Below are 17,104 nucleotides of genomic sequence, written 5' to 3'. Positions count from 1 at the left end.
TAATTGCGTTAGCGTAGCGGGGCGTAGCCCATTGCGAATTGCGAATTGCGAATTGTTTAAGGACGTTTATTTTTCTTGAAATGTCCAGACTCCTTCATCCCAATCTGATTCTGTTGGGGGTGATTGTAACCAATGCTGACAACGTAAGAGATGCAACATAGCAGCTTTATCATGGTTATCAGCTGCCAAAACTAGGGCAAATTCAGCTCTAGCACGGTTAAAATCGCGTTTGAGGTAATATTCGCGTCCTTTGTGATAATGCTCAATCACTTGCAATTTTTCGCTTTCAATCGGATTAGAACGCAAACCAAGTAATTCGTATATGGCTACTGGCTCATTTCTACCCTTGACACGAATGTAATCTAGTTCCCTAGCCCAAATATAATCTTGGCATGGTTGAAAAGTGTTATGGCTAATAATAATGTCGCAACCATACTGTTTACTGACACTTTCTAATCGAGAGCCAAGATTAACACCATCGCCAATAGCGGTAAATTCCATCCGCTTACTAGAACCAATATTCCCACTAATTACGGTATCAGAATTAATGCCAATGCCGATTTTAATTCTGGGCTTATCATCTACATAGCGACGTTGATTAAATTCGTGCAGGCGAACCCGCATTTCTAAGGATGTTTGCACTGCCATCCAAGCGTGTTCTTCTAAGGGTAAGGGAGAACCAAAGACAGCCATAATGGCGTCGCCTATGTATTTGTCAAGGGTGCCTTTATGTTTAAAGACTGCCTCCACCATTGATTCAAAATATTCATTGAGCATACTCACCACTTCTTCTGCTTCTAAGTTTTCTGTCAAAGTGGTGTAGCCACGAATATCGGAAAATAAAATCGAAACTTCTTTGCGATCGCCTCCTAGTTTAGCATCATCCAATTTCAGCAATTCTTCGGCTAATTCCTGGGTCATGTAGCGGTACATCGTACTCTTAAGCCGCTTTTCATCACTGATATCTTCCATCACCACCAGCGCCCCACGGACTTGCTCTTGGTCGCTAGCATCGGCAATTGTGTTAATCGATAAATTAATACTGTGCTGTTCTGTACCAGTAGTTAAAAGTGTGCGATCTGGATAATATTGCTGGCGGCCTTTTAAGTCAACTGCATGTAAAGCATCCTGATACCACTTGCTAAAGTCACCTTCTTTGATGCCGATGACATCATTAACTAATTTACCTTCTAAACGGTCATCGACTCCCAGTCCTAGCAAACGTTGGGCGCTTTCATTGGCGGCGATAATTAACCCAGTTTTATCAGTGGAAACCACTCCGTTAGAAAGACTACGCAGAATATCTCGTTGCATTTGTTCTTGTTGCTTGACTGTGGCAAACAACTGAGCATTTTGCAGTGCTACTCCCGCTTGAATATTAAAAGCTTCCATGAACTCTTCATCGTTGCGGTCAAAGCTAGCTTGGAAGCAGTCGGGAGCTTTGGGCCAATCAGCTGGATTATAAGGTGGAAAATCACCAGTTTTCTTTTTATTTACAAGTTGGGTAACACCAATGAGTTGTTGATCGGCGTTAAACACTGGCATACAAAGTAAGCTACAGGTGCGATAGCCATTTTGCTGGTCGAGTTGTTTGGCAGTATCAGAGTCAGGATCATCGTACAAATCAAAGGCAATATTCAGTTTCTTCCCAGAAGCCGCTACTAGACCAGCAAAACCTTTACCTATGGGAACTCGCAACTCTTTAGTTGAACCATCATCCTGGGTAATTTTTGTCCACAATTCATGGCGATCGCGGTCTATTAACCATAGTGTACTGCGATCAGCATTCATCAGTTCCTTGGCTTCATCCATCACCCGCTTGAGGGTGTCTTCTAAGTCCAGACTGCTTTGAGAAAGGGACTTGATTGCTTTCATCAGCGCCGCCACCGCTCTTTGTTTTTGGGTGGCTACATAAAAAGAGCGCGAGGATTCTAAAATTAGGCGAATAGAAGGGGCAAATTCTTGAAATAATTGTTCGTCAGCACGAATAAAACCTTTGGTATCAATGCGCTCTGCAAGTGGAGCATCGTGATTATTTCCAGATTTTAATTTATTCAGTAATTGTACTACTGCGACTAATTGCCCATGTTCATTTAATAACGGCAAAGCCAGCATGGTGTAGGTGCGATAGCCAGTTCTTTTTTCTTGTTCTTGGGCAAAATGCGATCGCGGATCACTATAAAAATCAAAGGGAATATTGATAACTTGCTTGAAGGTGGCGACTTCCCCAGCAATGCCTTTATTCGCAGGGATACGAATTTCTAAAGAGCGATCGCCTTCCCCCTCGGCCAGAATTGACCAGAGTTCTTTTTTTTCTTCATCTAATAAAAATATTGTTGTCCGGTCTGCACCCAGTAATTCGCCAGTTTTCAAGGTAATCGAATGCAACATTTCTTGCAGAATGGTTTCAAAACCCTGAGAATCCAGCATTGATAGGGTTTGATGGACAATCTGTAATTTTTGCTCGACATCCTTAACGACCTGTTTAAAAGTATCCTGAGTCAAGGGAGCAAGAAACGTAGAAACAGTTCCTTGTCTTGTGGCAAGAGCACCTACAGGAGCAGAATTTGCTTGTAATTCGCGGTTTTCTTGGTTGTGAACACCAATAATCAAATCGGCAGTCTCCCCACAACTTCCTTGATACACTGACATAATCGGTATTTTATATAACAGAATGAGATTTTAGATGTAACAATGAAATTAAATTTATGTAAGTGGTGCTAAAAGCAACAATTGCTTGATATTATCCATAGTTTAATCGCTTGTTTAGCCAGCGTCATCCTGTGAATAAGGGTGGAAGTTGATTACCACCAAGCATGTATTGACCAAAACCCCTTTGCATAGGCGGATACAGATGATTAATAGAGGGTCAGACCCCTCATTTAAACAATAAAACAATGTTTTCCGCAGCTGGTAGTGAGCAGATCCAGCCTTCTCTTGGAGATGCTGTGGGAACAAAGTAGGGCTGGAGCCGCTTACTACAAACTTTTAATTAATGATGCGATCGCCTTTACTAATTCCTCTGGATCTACAGGCTTGGAAATATGCTGTTGAAATCCGACAGCGATCGCTTGCTGATAATCCATCTCGCCAGCATAAGCAGTTAAGGCGATCGCTGGAATTTTCCTACCTTGCTCTGGTTCCAGACTCCTTATTTGTCGCATCAGCATGTAACCATCCATTTCTGGCATTCCAATATCGCTGATGATCAAATTTGGCTGGGATTGACTCAGTGCAGTTAAAGCCTCAATGGCTGAGGCTACAGCAGTCACACTTGCACCATATTGCTCCAGCATGAAGGGCAAAAACTCTCGCATATCTGCGTCATCATCCACCACGAGAATTTCTAAGCCAGACAAGGGTAAGGGCTGATCTTCCCCAAGTGAGGAGTTATCTTTTGCATCTTTGATTCCCTTGCTTTCATCCTGTAAGCATGGAAGCCTGACGGTGAAAGTTGCTCCTCGATCTTCGCCCAGACTTTCTGCTTGAACAGTTCCCCCGTGAAGTTCTACAAGATGCCGGACGATCGCTAATCCTAAACCTAAACCGCCAAATTTGCGAGTTGTGGCACCATCTGCTTGACGGAAATAATCAAAGACATAAGGTAAGAATTCAGGTGCAATCCCTTTCCCTGTATCAGTGACGCAGATTTGTACCTGTGAGCCAATTTGCTCTAATTTAATTTTTACTTGTCCCCCAGTGGGAGTAAACTTAATGGCATTAGAAAGAATATTCCAAAAAACTTGTTGCAATCGATTGGCATCGCCTAAAACTGTCCCTAAACTAGGCTCAATAATTGTCTGAATCTCGATAGACTTAGCCTGTGCTGATAAACGCACTGTCTCGATCGCAGCTTCAATGACTGATACCAAATTAATCCGGCCGAAGTTGAGGTTAAGTTTACCCTGAAGGATGCGGGAGACATCAAGCAAATCTTCAATCAATTGAGTTTGTAACTTGGCATTGCGCTCAATGGTTTCGAGGGCGCGATCGCTTGTTGCTTGATCAAGTTTGCGGGTTCGCATCAGTTTTGTCCAACCCAGAATCGGGTTAAGCGGTGTTCTCAATTCATGTGACAGCACGGCTAGAAATTCATCTTTGATCCGGTTTGCTGATTCAGCAGCGTTTCGCGCCGTTCGTTCGGCTTCGTAGAGATGGGCACGAGCGATCGCTTGGGCGCATTGTTGAGCAACAGCCAAGATAAACGCTTGATCTTCCTCACTCAATTGTTGAGGCTGGGCAAATCCTAAAGTTATACCGCCAACTGCCGAACCTTCTACCATCAATGGAATAGAAATCCAGGCTTCAAAGTCATATTGGGCGTATATTTCAGCTAAATGTGGGTAACGAGCTATCCGATTTTCTGTTGGTTCAGCCCAAATAGGTTTTCCAATCCGCACAGCTTCTGCTAATGGAGACGGTGAATCAATGGCAAAATTACGCCAAGTATCCACCAAATTTTGGTTATAGCCAACTGCACGCAGAATTTCCAGTTCAGCTTTACTTTCATTCACCAAGGCAACGAGGGCAGAACTGGCTCCCAAGGCTGCCATGCTCTGCTCTACAATGACTTCAGATACTTGGGCTGGTGTCAGCGATTCTGAAAGGGCAGATGTGATGGATTGGAGACGGGCAATGCGCTCTAATGCTCGTTCTGCCGTTTTTTGTGCTTGCTGTGCTTCTTGGTAAAGCCGAGCATTATCGATGGCGATCGCAGCTCGATGGGCAATATCTTCCGCTAATGACAAGTCAGCCGTGCTGTAACGACGTTCTGATTCAGCGTTTACAAAGGAAATGGCACCAAAAATTCTTCCACGTGCCATTAATGGCAAAATAATACAGGAATTTAATCCAATTTCACGTATAATACGCAGATGTTCTGGATCGGGGATGGCTCTTGCTAGCAATGCATCTGAGATTTCAGTTATCATTTCAGATTGTCCAGTACGCAAAACTTTAGGCACGCCTTCCTGTGCATCCAAATTTCTGGGATAACGTTGATAAAGTTCCCAGCCTAGTCTCACTTTCTCTGGATCGCGGTGAGCAACTGCTACCCGATTAATTGATTGGTTGTCTTGCAACAGATCAACGCCGCACCAATCGGCAAAGTAAGGCACAACCAGGTTGGCTACACTTGCTAGGGTACTTTCGTAATCCAGGGAAGAGGCGAGTGTTGCACTGACTTGAGCTAAAAACCCGGCTCGTTGTTGATTGGCTTCTGCTTCTAGGCGGGCGGTTTGCTCTTGAATCAGTTGGATTCGTTCAGCTTCAGATTGTTTGCGTAAGCGAAGCTCGTCGTAGACATCAGTGACATCAAGCACAACACCACTCATGTGTGTGGCTTTACCTGCTTCATTGAAAAAGGCTTTTCCCCGACAGGCTGCGTAGCGAATACTGCCGTCATCTCGAATAATTCGATATTCTAAATTATGCTCCACGCCTTCGTTAATTGCTCGGCTCAATGATTGAGCCAGCAATCCGCGATCGTCTGGATGTAGACGAGCTAAAAGTGCTTCAGAAGTGCCAGCAAAGGTTTCCGGTGTCAACCCAAATAATTGATAAATCTGCTCATCCCAGTCAAAGCGATCGCTGGCAATATCCCAACTCCAAACACCGATTTGGGCAGATTTCAACGCCAAATTGAGTTTTTCCTGACTATTTTCTAGACCTTGATAAAGACGAGCATTTTCTAGAGAAATAGCAATTTGAACTGTCAATATTTCCAGGACAGAAAGTTTTTCATGTGTAAAGGCGCTGGAGATCAAATTATTTTCTAAATATAAAATACCAATTAATTTTGACTGAAGTGCGATCGGTAAACAAAGTACAGATTTAGGTTGCTTTCGGATTATATACTCGTCTTTAGAAAACAAATTTTGCTCAGTAGCATCCTGCAAAATCACTGTTTCTTGAGTTCGCTGAACATAATTCAGCATTGATTGCGGAATAACCTGTGGAATTTCATCCTCTAATACAGGTCGATAAACATTGAGCTTTTCTGCTTGGAGATTAAATTTAGCTTCTACTTCGATTACCAAGTTTTGCTCGTATTCAAGCAATAAATAACCAATTTCTGCTCCTGCTTGCTCAAGAACAATCTGCATTAAAGTCTTCAATAACCGCGAAAACACAATTTCACTAGATATGCTTTGAGATGCTTTAACAACCGATAAAAAGTCTAGGTGTTCACCTGTGCTAAAAAACGTTCCGTTAGAGATAAGCTGTTGTTGCGGCAATAGCTGAGGATAGGATTCTTCGAGGTGCTTAACTTTAGCAGATGCCTCCCAACGTACATAAGCATTTTTAGATTCTTGCAAGTAGGTTTTGGCAATTAATTCAAACTTCTGTTCTACATAAAATTTAGCGCATAGCTCATTAGCCAAAGCTTCATATTGCACAAATCCCTGCTCACGGGCTGAAGCAATTGATTGCTCATACAAGCGCATTGCTTCTAAGTCTCTATTTTCAATACGAGCTATTTCAGCAGCTACTAATTGAGACTTGTGTAAGAAGTTTGCAGGGCAGTGGTTAGCCCAGTATTGCAATTGCTGCTGATGGAATTCTAGGGATTGTAAAAGCTGTTCCTGCTCTTGATAAGATACTGTTGGATAAAGAGCCGTGAGAGTTAATGAGTAATATAAAATGTAATCTGTTTCAATTATTGATGCTAGTGTTTTAACTGGAAAATTAGACAATTTTAATGCAGAATTAAACGCCTCTGTATATTTTTCATAAGTAAAAAATATAATTAATTTAATAATATGATAAAAAATAATTCCACTGACAAAACCTGCATCTGTAATGATAGACAAAGCGCATGATTCATCAAATTCATCATTACTAAGAGTCAGATTGTGGTGAGTCAGCCCGCGCAGATTCATAAGTAGCATCTGCTGTAGTTTGATTGTTTGATAGACAGTCTCATGTTTAGACTGGCGGGCGAATACAGCGTATTTTTCTAGAGATTTGTATGTTTCAGCAAGTGGAAAACCTAACTGGATAATTTGCCAGGAGCTTTGATAACCATTATAGTTTGCCATCGTCACATCACCAGCTTCCATACAGCCGATAAATCCCCGCTCTAAAAATGGAATATCGGTAAAGATATGGTTACCCCAAACGTTAATATGACTTCCATGAATGTGCAGAACAACTCCTCTAAGTTTCAAGTCATGCAACTTTTCATTTAATTGAATTGTCATCTCAGAGAATGCGTAACCTGTAGGAATATCATGGAAGATAGAAACCAACAACATGGCATACATGCTGTAGGCAAAACAGGAATCTTCTGTATTACCAAACTTGAGTGAGTAGTTAACTGCTTTAAGTACGACTAAGGGGAAGAGATCGGGTCTACCGAGATAAGTAGGTGGCCCCAAAGTTGTCAACAAACTAATGACTGTTTTAATATTTGGATCTTGGATTACTATAGAATTAATTAAATCAGAGACTTGTCTATTACCTAAATTGGTTAATACTTGATTTTTTTCAATTGCGATCGCAGCTTGTACTTCCTCATTTGTATCAGGGAATGTCACTCCAAAAATTTTTAAAGCTTCTAATCCCAATGTCAGCGCCTCTTCATATCTTCCTGCAACTTGATAGATTCTGATTTGCAGCATATAAATCTTAGATTTATCTACAGAGGATGCTGCCTTCAGGAATAGTAATTCAAATAATTCTTCTGCTTGTCCTAAATTTCCTGTTAAGAATTCACACTCAGCTAGTTCTCTGAATAAATTAAATGTTTGTTTATATTGTTCAATCCAGGCATTCTCAGCTAAAAGATTCATAGCAACGCTAAAAAACTTTTTAGCAGGAGTGTAGGCTGTGGAGGCTTTTGCCTTCTTCGCAGCGATTAAATTCAAGCGTAGCAATTCATCTTTTTCTGTCTGCTCAATAATTAGATCCACAGCAAAATTGAGTTGATTGACTAAATCAAATATTTGCTCGTTCACTTGTTCAGGACTAGCATTTTTTAGCAAAAGTAGTCCAATTGTCAGGTGAACTGCCGACTTTGATTCATCAGCAATTAAGGAGTATGCAGCTTGCTGAACTCGGTCATGATAAAAACGATAGTTTTTCTGGGCAGTTTCATCTGACTCTATGGGGATAATTAATCCTCTTAAAATTGCATCAACAAGCGCATCCGTTGTTTCTTCAATAGATTGTTCACCAACGATCGCTAAAACTTCTAAATCAAAGCGATTACCAATACAAGAAGCTAACTTAAGCACTTCTTGAGTTGCGGCTGGCAGTTTTTGCATCCGCTCAATCATCAAACTGACAATATTATCTGTAATCCCTTGGGCTTCAATCTGAGTTAAATTCCATTGCCAAATACGATGTTGGCGGTCAAAAATCAGCAGATTTTCTTGATGCAGTGTTTTCAGAAACTCATTGACAAAAAAAGGATTGCCGTCAGTTTTTTGGATAACCAATTGAGCAAGAGGTTCTACTCGTTCTACTGAACTATGCAAGGTATCAGCAATTAACTGATTTACATAAACAAGATTCAAGGGCGTAAGAATAATTTCAGTTATTCTTGCTCCATACTGGCAAATCTTCTCCATCATCAAACTAAAGGGATGCATAACATCTACTTCGTTATCTCGAAAAGCCAAAATGAAGCAGAGATATTGGATACTAGACCCAGTAATAACGGTTTGAATTAACTTTAAAGTAGCGCTGTCTGCCCACTGCATATCATCTAAAAAAACAGTGAGCGGATGCTCTTTTTGAGCAAAGACGCTGATAAAATTCTGAAACACCAAATTGAATCGATTTTGAGATTCGGCAGGCCCCAAGTCTGGTATAGGAGGCTGTTCTCCAACAATTAATTCAACTTCGGGAATTACATCTGTGATCAATCTACCATTGTTCCCTAATGCTGCTTGTATTCGCTTTTTCCAAGTGACCAGTTGAGCTTCAGGCTGCGTTAAAATTTGTCTAACAAGTGTTTGAAAAGCTTGAACAATAGTGGAGTAAGGAATATCTCGTTTGTACTGATCATACTTACCAGAGATAAAAACTCCGCGTTCTCGCACAATAGGCTTGTGAATTTCTTTTACTAAAGAAGATTTACCAACCCCAGCATAGCCAGAAACTAACACCAGTTCTGGTTTACCTTGCCTAACAACTCGTTCAAATGCTTCTAAAAGCTTGGCAATATCTGCTTCTCGCCCATACAATTTTTGAGGAATTTGAAAACGCTCTGAGATATCTTGTTCACCCAAAACAAAGGATTCTATTTGTCCCGTTGCCTCCAATTGTTTTAAGCAACTTTCCAGATCAAATTGCAAACCTAAAGCGCTCTGATACCTCTGTTCTGCAACCTTTGACAACAATTTGATGATGATATCACAGAGCATTTGAGGAATATCAGAATTTAACTTATTCGGGGATGGTGGAGATTTGGCGATATGACAATGTACCCACTCTAAGGGGTCTTTGCCTTGAAATGGTAACTGACCTGTCAGCATCTCATAAAAGGTGATTCCCAGAGAATACAAATCGCTGCGATGGTCAATTCCTCGATTCATTCGCCCGGTTTGCTCAGGTGACAAATAAGGTAGACTGCCTTCAATTCGACTGGAACTGCTAACTATTTGCTGCTGGTATGGAATGAAGGTAGCAATTCCAAAATCGGCAATTTTGACCTGATTAGTTTCGAGGTTAATTAAAATATTTTGCGGCTTAATATCCTTGTGGACAATATGATGAGTGTGAATTTGTGCAAGTTTACTAGTGATTTCAATAGCAATCTTCAGAAACGGCACAGGCTGTTGAAATTGGTCTAGCAACTGGTCAAGCGATCGCGCCTCAAAATCCTCCATAATTAAATAAGGGATTCCCTGATGCATTTCTAAGGCGTAGGCTTTGACAACTGCTGCGGCGGTGTTTAACTTTTGTGCGATCGCATACTCATGTTTGAGTTGTTCAATATTATTGGGTGTACACTGTTCTGGACGTAGCCCTTTGATAATTACCGGGCACTGATCTTTAATCTTAATTCCACGGTATATGACTGCTTTTACCCCTGCTTTTAACAAAGTGACAATCTGAAATCCGGGTAATGCAATCATCATGCCAAACACTCCAGCCGTGCTTCTTCAGGGATAATCCGAGCTTAATTGTATTTTAAATACATTTCTTTGGGCAGATGAAATTTAGATGATATTAGGTTTGGATAATTTGGTTATACTGACTCAAAAACCAAAATTAAGCTACAATTCAAGCAGAGTAAGCATTTCCCGCTCAGAAACTCCCCATGTTTGATAACCTGCAAACCCAAATTTACCAACTCGAACAATTTGCCAACAGCCTCGTTTCTAACCAATTGACACACCTTAGCGTGATAAGCGTTGGCATCATCTTTGCCGCTGGCTTGCTCACCAGTCTCACACCCTGTATGCTTTCGATGCTGCCAATTACCATTGGTTACATCGGTGGTTATGAAGCCAAAAACCGCTTGCAAGCAGCTGCCCAATCAACTTGGTTTGCTTTAGGTTTAGCAACTACATTGGCAGGACTAGGAATCATAGCAGGTTTAGTCGGAAAAGTATACGGTCAAGTGGGAATTGGTTTGCCGATTATCGTCAGCATTATCGCTATTCTCATGGGACTTAACTTATTAGAAGCACTGCCTATACAATTTCCATCGTTGAATGAAACCAATTGGATTTCGCCAGATTTGCCAGCAGGATTGCGTTCTTATTTATTGGGACTGACTTTCGGCTTAGTCGCATCTCCTTGTAGCACACCTGTTTTAGCAAGCTTGTTAAGTTGGATTGCTAGTACACAAGACTTAATTTTAGGTGCTGTTTTGCTACTTTCTTATACAGCCGGTTATGTAGCCCCATTAATTTTGGCGGGTACTTTTACAGCTTCAATTAAAAAATTATTAGAATTGCGTCGCTGGTCTGGTTGGATTAACCCAGTTAGTGGGGCATTATTGGTAGGATTCGGTGTATTTTCCTTAATTTCTCGGATTCCCCTTGGCAGTTTTTAATATCAATACTTTAGTTGCATTTTATACCTAATGACTTTAGAAGATTCAGCGTCCAAAGAATTAAAATGGTGGGCAGTACCTGGGCAGTTCTTACGCCAAGAGCTTTTGCCTATACTGACTAACTTACGATTAGCGATCGCACTACTGCTATTGATTGCAATCTTTAGCTCTACCGGTACTGTAATTGAGCAAGGTCAGTCACCCGCATTTTACCAAGCCAACTACCCAGAGCATCCAGCTTTATTTGGTTTCTTAACTTGGAAGGTAATTCAAGTAGTTGGGTTAGACCACGTGTATCGTACCTGGTGGTTTCTGTCATTACTCATCTTATTTGGCACTAGTTTAACTGCTTGTTCATTTACTCGACAGTTACCAGCCTTAAAAGCTGCCCAGCGCTGGAAATATTACGAAGAACCACGGCAATTTCAAAAATTAGCTTTAAGTGCAGAACTAGATACTGGTTCCTTAGATTCCTTAAACCAGATATTACAGAAACGCCGCTACAAAATTTTTCCAGATCCAGAAAAAGCAAATCTCCTCTACGCCCGTAAAGGAATAGTCGGACGCATCGGGCCAATTATCGTTCATATTGGCATCGTAGCTATTCTGCTAGGGGGAATTTGGGGGGCGATGACTGGGTTTCTGGCTCAGGAAATGGTTGCTAGTGGCGATACATTTCAAGTGACAAATATTGTCGATGCTGGCCCTTTAGCAGCAGCCCAAGTCCCGAAAGATTGGTCTGTGCGTGTCAATCGTTTTTGGATTGACTACACTCCATCCGGCGGCATTGATCAATTTTATTCAGATATGTCCGTCTTGAATAAGCAGGGAGAGGAAGTTGACCACAAGAAGATTTTTGTCAACGAGCCTCTGCGCTATCATGGCGTAACTTTTTATCAAACTGATTGGGGAATTGCGGGTGTTCGCGTCCAATTTAATAACAGCCCGGTTTTTCAGCTACCAATGGCGCAATTGAACACCAACGGCCAAGGGCGCATTTGGGGAACATGGGTTCCAACTAAACCAGATTTGAGTGAGGGTGTCTCCCTCTTAGCCAAAGACTTGCAAGGGATGGTATTAATTTATGATCCTACAGGCAAACTCGTTGATACTGTCCGCACGGGGATGTCTACTCAAGTCAATGGTGTGAAGCTGAAAATTCTGGATGTCATTGGCAGCACTGGCTTACAAATTAAAGCCGATCCAGGCATACCAATTGTTTACTCTGGGTTTGGCTTGCTAATGCTGGGTGTGGTGATGAGTTACTTCTCTCATTCGCAAATATGGGCATTACAAAAAGGCGATCGCTTGTATGTTGGTGGCAAAACTAATCGCGCCCAAGTTGCTTTTGAACAAGAGGTTTTGGAAATTTTAGATCAGCTAAGTTCACAGCCCAAAGGTGAGGAAAAAGAGACAGCGATTCAAGTTTAAACGCTTCAGAGGCGCAAAGGAAATCGCAGAAGATTACTTTGCGTAGCTTTGCGTTTCAAAGTTATTTACAATTAATTACGCCCATACGGCTACAGATTGGGAAATTATTAGAGGTATTTATTAAACATTGAAAAAAAAGATTTGATTTGTATGTCTGCTCAGTTCATAACCCTGCGGCTAATCTTTCATAACCCATACTAGTATTGATTTATAGCCAACGAATCGCACCGACCTCACCAAATCGCGTTGCTCCTGATTACGTTTAGTTATAAACTTTGTAAAGAATAAAAAATTTTTTAGCAACCCAATAATTTTACAGTTTTATTATGAAATAATAAACAGCTAATAACTTTATTTCTAGTACAGCATGGCGTAAATAAACATACCATTTCAAATGGCGCAAGAAGCTCGGAATATAATTCTTTTGACTTTTGACTTCCGCCTTGCGGTACTAGTTAGCTGAAGTTTAGTGCTGTTATTGGTGGAGGGTGCAATGTCCTGTGGTTTGGATTTTGCTCCTTGGATTGCTTTGGCTAGAGATTGTGCGCTTGCTCAATTAACACCAGATAGCGCTTTTTCCAGTACTTATAAGCTTCTAAATTAATGGAAGTAACTGCCAGACCCTGATAAAATAGTACTTTTTTCATTAATATTCCTATTACTATCTGGAGGCTATTGCTATGTTCAGTGAGCAAGCTTACTTACTAGCATACCCTGATGTAGCGGCGGCTGTTAATGCTGGCTCTTTTACCTCAGGACTACAACACTATGAACAGTTTGGACAATTTGAGAATAATCGCTTTGGCTTTTTTTTAGGAACCAGCGGGAATGACACCATAACTGGCTTTGGTGAAGGTAACAAACTCATCGCTGGACTTGGTTTCGACGTTTTATCAAATGGAGCAACAGTTGCTGGAGTCGGTCAGATTGATACTCTAATTGGCACCCCAGGGATAGATATATTCCTCCTTGGCTATTCTAGTTTGTCTTCATTAAGCTCCACACCTCAACAATTTTACGTTGGTGATGGTAATACAGATTATGCTCTAATCCAGGACTTTAAGCGAGTTAGTGACATGATTGTGCTAGAAGGAGCACCACAGAACTACACTTCTCAAGTAGTAAACGGAAGTTTAAACATCTCTACATTATCGGGAGACTTAGTTGGTATTGTTGAAGGGGTTACTTCTTTGATCCCGGTTTCGGGCGATTTGATTGACATTGCAAGATTCAACATTCCATTGAATGCTGTTGGACCATTTACTGTTTTTTTATAATAGACATCTGGTGAAAATGAATTGTTTTGACGTTGCAATGCAACGCCTCTACAAGGGTTTCAGGTAACGCATAATTAATTTCTGGAGATGTCTAATGCAATCTACGACTTATGCGACTAGATTGTCAGACTGTAACAGTTTTTGAGTATTACAATACTCTTCGCTCCTTCTAATACCGAAGCGAAGCCAGCTTAACACAACAAGAACGGGCAGCGTGTGCCTAATGGCACAACTACTTCCAGTTCGTTCAGGGAGAACGAGAGTTGAAAAACTATCCTGCAAGTATATATTGGCGATCGCCCATCGATCAAACAGACTTTTATAAATACTGTGATAATTCAGCTACTGTATCAAGGAAAACTCAGGATTGGTGGTATCGGTGTAGCCAGTTTTTAGGGTTAGGAAGTTGTTTAGTTATAGGGAGTGTATTTATTACTTCCTTACAAGAGCGTGTTTTAGCGCAAATTACCCCGGATGCCACCTTGCCTACAAACTCCAGCGTTGTAAAGGATGGAAACACATTCAATATTACTGGAGGAACAAAAGCAGGAAGTAATTTGTTTCACAGTTTTGAGGAGTTTTCTGTACCTATTGGTGGCGCTGCTTTGTTTAATAATGCTGCGGATATTCAAAATATCATCAGTCGAGTTACGGGTGGTTCAGCTTCTAATATTGATGGGTTAATTAGTACTAATACTCCCGCTAATTTTTTTTTGATAAATCCAAATGGGATTATTTTTGGCCAGCGTGCGAGGCTAGATGTTAAAGGTTCTTTTGTTGCGACTACAGCAAATGCGATCGCTTTTGGTGATAGAGGGATTTTCAGCGCCACGAATCCGACTACTTCTCCACTGTTGACAATCAATCCTTCCGCTTTTCTATTCAATCAAATTGCTACTGCGCCAATTCAAAATAACTCAGCTAATCTAAGTGTCAAAGATAATCTTAGTTTGCTACTAGTTGGTGGCAATATAAACATGAATGGTGGCTCCCTGAAGGCTTTTGGTGGGCGAGTAGAGTTAGGAGGTTTAGCGCAAGAAGGAATAGTTGGGCTAAATGTAAATGATAATAATCTGAGCTTAAATTTTCCGCCTGACCTATTGCGAGCTTCATTATCGCTTACCAAGGGCGCTGAAGTGGATGTTGCATCTGGTGGTGATGGCAGTATTGCCGTCAATGCCCAGAATATAGATATTTTGAATGGAAGTAGTCTACGTGCGGGTATTAGCGTACTTGCAGGAGCCGATGACGCTCAGGCGGGAGATGTCACCCTCAGCGCCAAAGGAACAGTGAGAATCGAAAATAGCTCTATCTACAACGCCGTTTTTGGTTTTGGAAAAGGTGGTTCCTTACGCATAGATACAGGAAAATTGATTATTCAAGATGGAATAGTAGCGACTGCTACTATTTCTAGTGGTAGTAGTGCTGGGGATCTGTTTGTGAACGCCTCTGACTCAGTAGAACTAACTGGCAGTTCCTCATCAAACGGTACAATTGACATTGATATCGATATTCCTATTCTTGATTTATTAGGTTTACCTTCCAATTTTACTGTTCCTATTGGCTTGTTTTCTGCTTCCATTGATGCTAATACTCTTCTACCCAGGAATCTTCGTGATTTTCTTGATCTAAGTTTCCTTCTACCTACTGCAAGTGGAAATGCCGGAAACCTGACTATTGAAACTGGGCGATTAATTGTCTCTAATGGGGCAGTAGTATCGGCAGGCAGTACTACTACAGGGCAAGCCGGAAATTTATTCGTGAACGCGAAAGACTCTATAGAACTAAGTGGCACCTCAGCTAATAATGCTCCCCCAGGACTAGGGCTGTTCACCATAGCCGATAGAGTTCCCAGTGGATTGCGTAATGAAACTACAGGTTTGGGACAAGGAGGCGACTTGACTATTGATACTGAAAGATTAATTGTCCGTGATGGGGCCTGGGTGACAACAGGTACTGCTGGAGAGAAGCCAGGAGGAAAATTAACTGTAAATGCTTCGGAGTTAGTAGAAATAAGAGGCACCGACAGAGCCAATAATGTACCTAGCGTCTTAGCTAGCGGAACACAGGGATCTGGAAAATCGGGCGACATGGTTATTAGTACTAAAAAGTTAATAGTCAGCAATGGGGGAATCATATCATCGGGTACTTCTAGCTTGGGAAAAGGGGGAGATTTGACTATCAACGCCTCCGAATCCGTAGAACTTATCGGCACCTCAAAGCAAGGGGTGTCTGCCGATGTCTTAAGAGAACTAATTGGAATTACTGGAGGCTTAGTCTCTAACGTCGTAAAAGAGCGTCCGTTTCCTAGCGGTATAATTGCAGGGACTACAGGTCAAGGAAATGCTGGAAACTTGATAATTAAAACTGGACAGTTGTTTATCCAAAATGGGGCACAAGCATCAGTTTCAACAACCAGTACAGAGAAAGGGAATGCGGGTTCTTTAAGTGTTAATGCCACTTCTATAAAACTGAGTGGAACTTCACTTGAAGGCTCCAATCTCAATGATATTGTGGGTCGGAGCCTGTTGACGACTGCTACCAGCAAAGACTCAACGGGAAAAGGCGGCGATATTAATTTGTACACCAACTCCTTGGAAATCATCGATGGTGCTGCACTGACAACTAGTACTTCTGGGCAAGGAGATGCAGGTAAAATAACTGTCAATGCTACTGATAAAGTAATAATTAGTGGTAGTGGCTTTAATTATGATGACCGAGTTAATAACTTTCCTGATCAGGTAGAAAATATTGGCGCTAACAGTGGCTTATTTGTCAGTTCTAATGGTTCAGGAACGACAGGCGACATCGAAATCAACTCACCTAAAATTATCTTAGACAACCAAGGCAAACTCAACGCCGAATCTGCATCCGGTAACGGTGGTAACATCAACCTCAATAGTGACTTACTCTTACTCCGTCGCAACAGTCAAATCTCCACCAACGCAGGTACAGACAAATTAGGTGGCAATGGCGGTAACATCATTATCAATAACCACCCAAATTACCGAGGCTTTATCGTTGCAGTTCCCAACGAAAATAGCGATATCACTGCCAACGCCTTTGAGGGTAGCGGCGGGAAAGTTATTATTAACTCTGCTGGCATCTTTGGGCTACAGCCGCGCAGTCGGCAAGAGCTTGAGCAGCAGTTGCAAACAACCGACCCGAACAAGCTATATCCTAGTCAGTTGCCAACAAGTGACATCACTGCCATCTCCCAAAGCAAGCCTTCCTTAAATGGTGAGATAAATCTCAACACACCTGATACTGACCCTAGTCGCGGCTTAATTGAACTACCCTCTAACATCGTGGATGCATCCCAACAAATCGCTCAAGGCTGCACTCCTAGAGGACGACTTGCCGCTAGTCGCTTTATCGCTACTGG

The 17,104-nt window shown here is 41.6% G+C and carries 6 protein-coding genes; 4 read left to right on the top strand and 2 right to left on the bottom strand.

All coding sequences use genetic code 11. The features are described from left to right. Window positions 1–66: 66 nt before the first annotated feature. Window positions 67–2,652 (bottom strand): GAF domain-containing protein, encoded by a 2,586-nt coding sequence (locus VB740_RS12270; RefSeq protein ID WP_323200278.1) that lies wholly within the window; start codon window positions 2,650–2,652, stop codon window positions 67–69. A 326-nt stretch (window positions 2,653–2,978) separates the two neighbouring features. After that, a complete protein-coding gene (locus VB740_RS12265) occupies window positions 2,979–10,088 on the bottom strand; it encodes an AAA family ATPase (protein WP_323200277.1) in 7,110 nt (2,369 codons plus the stop codon). 182 nt (window positions 10,089–10,270) lie between these two features. On the opposite strand from VB740_RS12265, the gene VB740_RS12260 reads away from it, so the two are divergent. The 4 genes from VB740_RS12260 to VB740_RS12245 all read left to right on the top strand — a co-directional run. Then, window positions 10,271–11,011, top strand: coding sequence for a cytochrome c biogenesis protein CcdA (locus tag VB740_RS12260; protein WP_323200276.1), 741 nt, complete (start codon window positions 10,271–10,273; stop codon window positions 11,009–11,011). Between the two features lie 30 nt (window positions 11,012–11,041). Then, the gene (locus tag VB740_RS12255) at window positions 11,042–12,442 is read left to right on the top strand and encodes a cytochrome c biogenesis protein (RefSeq protein WP_323200275.1); all 1,401 of its coding nucleotides are present in this window, start codon (window positions 11,042–11,044) and stop codon (window positions 12,440–12,442) included. Window positions 12,443–13,122: 680 nt separating this feature from the next. After that, window positions 13,123–13,719 (top strand): hypothetical protein, encoded by a 597-nt coding sequence (locus tag VB740_RS12250; RefSeq protein WP_323200274.1) that lies wholly within the window; start codon window positions 13,123–13,125, stop codon window positions 13,717–13,719. Between the two features lie 263 nt (window positions 13,720–13,982). Then, window positions 13,983–17,104, top strand: a 3,122-nt coding sequence (locus VB740_RS12245) for a filamentous hemagglutinin N-terminal domain-containing protein (protein WP_323200273.1), incomplete at its 3' end; no start/stop codon positions are given.

The organism is Nostoc sp. UHCC 0251 (assembly GCF_034932245.1).
In the GTDB taxonomy this organism is placed as follows: domain Bacteria; phylum Cyanobacteriota; class Cyanobacteriia; order Cyanobacteriales; family Nostocaceae; genus Nostoc.
Note: the sequence above shows the minus strand (reverse complement) of the source record. Positions and strands in the feature narration are given on the sequence as shown.

Coding starts and splice junctions, on each gene's coding strand:
- VB740_RS12270 (WP_323200278.1), bottom strand. CDS start 2,652: ATGTCAGTGTATCAAGGAAGTTGTGGGGAGACTGCCGATTTGATTATT.
- VB740_RS12265 (WP_323200277.1), bottom strand. CDS start 10,088: ATGATGATTGCATTACCCGGATTTCAGATTGTCACTTTGTTAAAAGCA.
- VB740_RS12260 (WP_323200276.1), top strand. CDS start 10,271: ATGTTTGATAACCTGCAAACCCAAATTTACCAACTCGAACAATTTGCC.
- VB740_RS12255 (WP_323200275.1), top strand. CDS start 11,042: ATGACTTTAGAAGATTCAGCGTCCAAAGAATTAAAATGGTGGGCAGTA.
- VB740_RS12250 (WP_323200274.1), top strand. CDS start 13,123: ATGTTCAGTGAGCAAGCTTACTTACTAGCATACCCTGATGTAGCGGCG.